Below are 1,366 nucleotides of genomic sequence, written 5' to 3'. Positions count from 1 at the left end.
ACCACATTGCTGTTAACCGCAAACCGCAGTTAATGAGATTCGTAACCACACCGCACCGCACCGCGGTTAACCGCGGTTAAACGCACCGCGCTGCAACTCTGCCCACTTATATATCATATCGCACAATAAATTCTACTAAACTTCAGTAAAACTAATGCTTTCCATTCACCTCTAATGGAACCAATGTTAGAGGAATTTGAAAAGATAGCTAATCAACTTGACTATAATATAGCCAGGATTCCCGTAATATCTAACGTCACTGGGACAAAGGCAGATAGTAGTATTACTACCGCTAAATATTGGGTAGATCATGTCCGACAACCAGTTAAGTTTGCCCAAAGTATGAAAGCTGTGCAGCAACAGGGAATTGATATTTTCCTAGAAGTCGGACCAAAACCAATATTATTAGGTATGGGACGTCGGTGTTTGCCAGAAGATGAAGGTGTGTGGTTACCATCACTACGTCCGAAAGTGGGTGAATGGCAGCAAATACTTTCTAGTTTATCAGAATTGTACGTTAAGGGAGCCAGAATAGATTGGTCAGGGTTTGATGGAGCTTATCAGCGACAAAAAGTGACGTTACCTACTTATCCTTTCCAACGGCAAAGATATTGGATAGAAAGCGAGGAGTCACAGTTATCAGAATCAACTGTTGCTCAGATAGCAGATACAGCAACAGAAACTTTAACTCAGCAACTAGCAGAAACAGGTAATCTCTCGGAAAGCGAACTGGAGTTAGTGCCGAAAATACTGGAGTTGCTGAAGCAACAAAAGTTAAAATCTGTTACAGAGTTGGAGCAAAAGTCTACAGAATCAGATTTAATTTCCCCTTCATCAGTAATAGATATTGAGAAGTTGCAAGCTGCTTCAGCAAAAGAACAGAAGTTGATGATAGTAAAATATTTGCAAGGGTTAGCGCTTAAGGTACTGCAACTGAATACTTCTGAAGCTTTAGACCCCCACGAATCTGTTCTTGAACTAGGTTTTGATTCTTTGAGCGTTGTAGAACTCCGGAGCAAAGTCGAAAAACAACTAGCAGTCACTATACCTGCTAGCTTAATTTTGCAAGGTCCGAGTATGATGGAATTAGCAGAAGCATTGGTTGAACAATTGACTAATAGCGGTTCATCTGACCAAACTCCAGTTGAGACCAAAAAAGGAAATGCTTGGATTGCATACCACAAACCGAAACCTAATGCAAGTACCCGTTTATTCTGCTTCCATCCCTGGGGTGCCAGTGCTTCTATGTATCAACAATGGTCTGATGCTTTACCTCCAGAAATAGAAGTTTTACCCATTCAATTACCGGGTAGACAAAGGCGACTTCAGGAAAAACCTTTTACAGATTTTTGCTAGTATGATTGAG

1 protein-coding gene is annotated in these 1,366 nt (G+C 41.1%); it reads left to right on the top strand.

Annotation, left to right across the window (positions count from 1 at the left end; genetic code table 11):
* Positions 1–129: 129 nt before the first annotated feature.
* Positions 130–1,356: a phosphopantetheine-binding protein gene (locus tag F6K22_RS40850; RefSeq protein ID WP_375340244.1), complete on the top strand. Its 1,227-nt coding sequence runs from the start codon at positions 130–132 to the stop codon at positions 1,354–1,356.
* Positions 1,357–1,366 lie beyond the last annotated feature (10 nt).

This window comes from Okeania sp. SIO2F4 (assembly GCF_010672385.1).
Taxonomy (GTDB): domain Bacteria; phylum Cyanobacteriota; class Cyanobacteriia; order Cyanobacteriales; family Microcoleaceae; genus Trichodesmium.
This window is presented reverse-complemented; position numbering and strand designations above follow the sequence as displayed.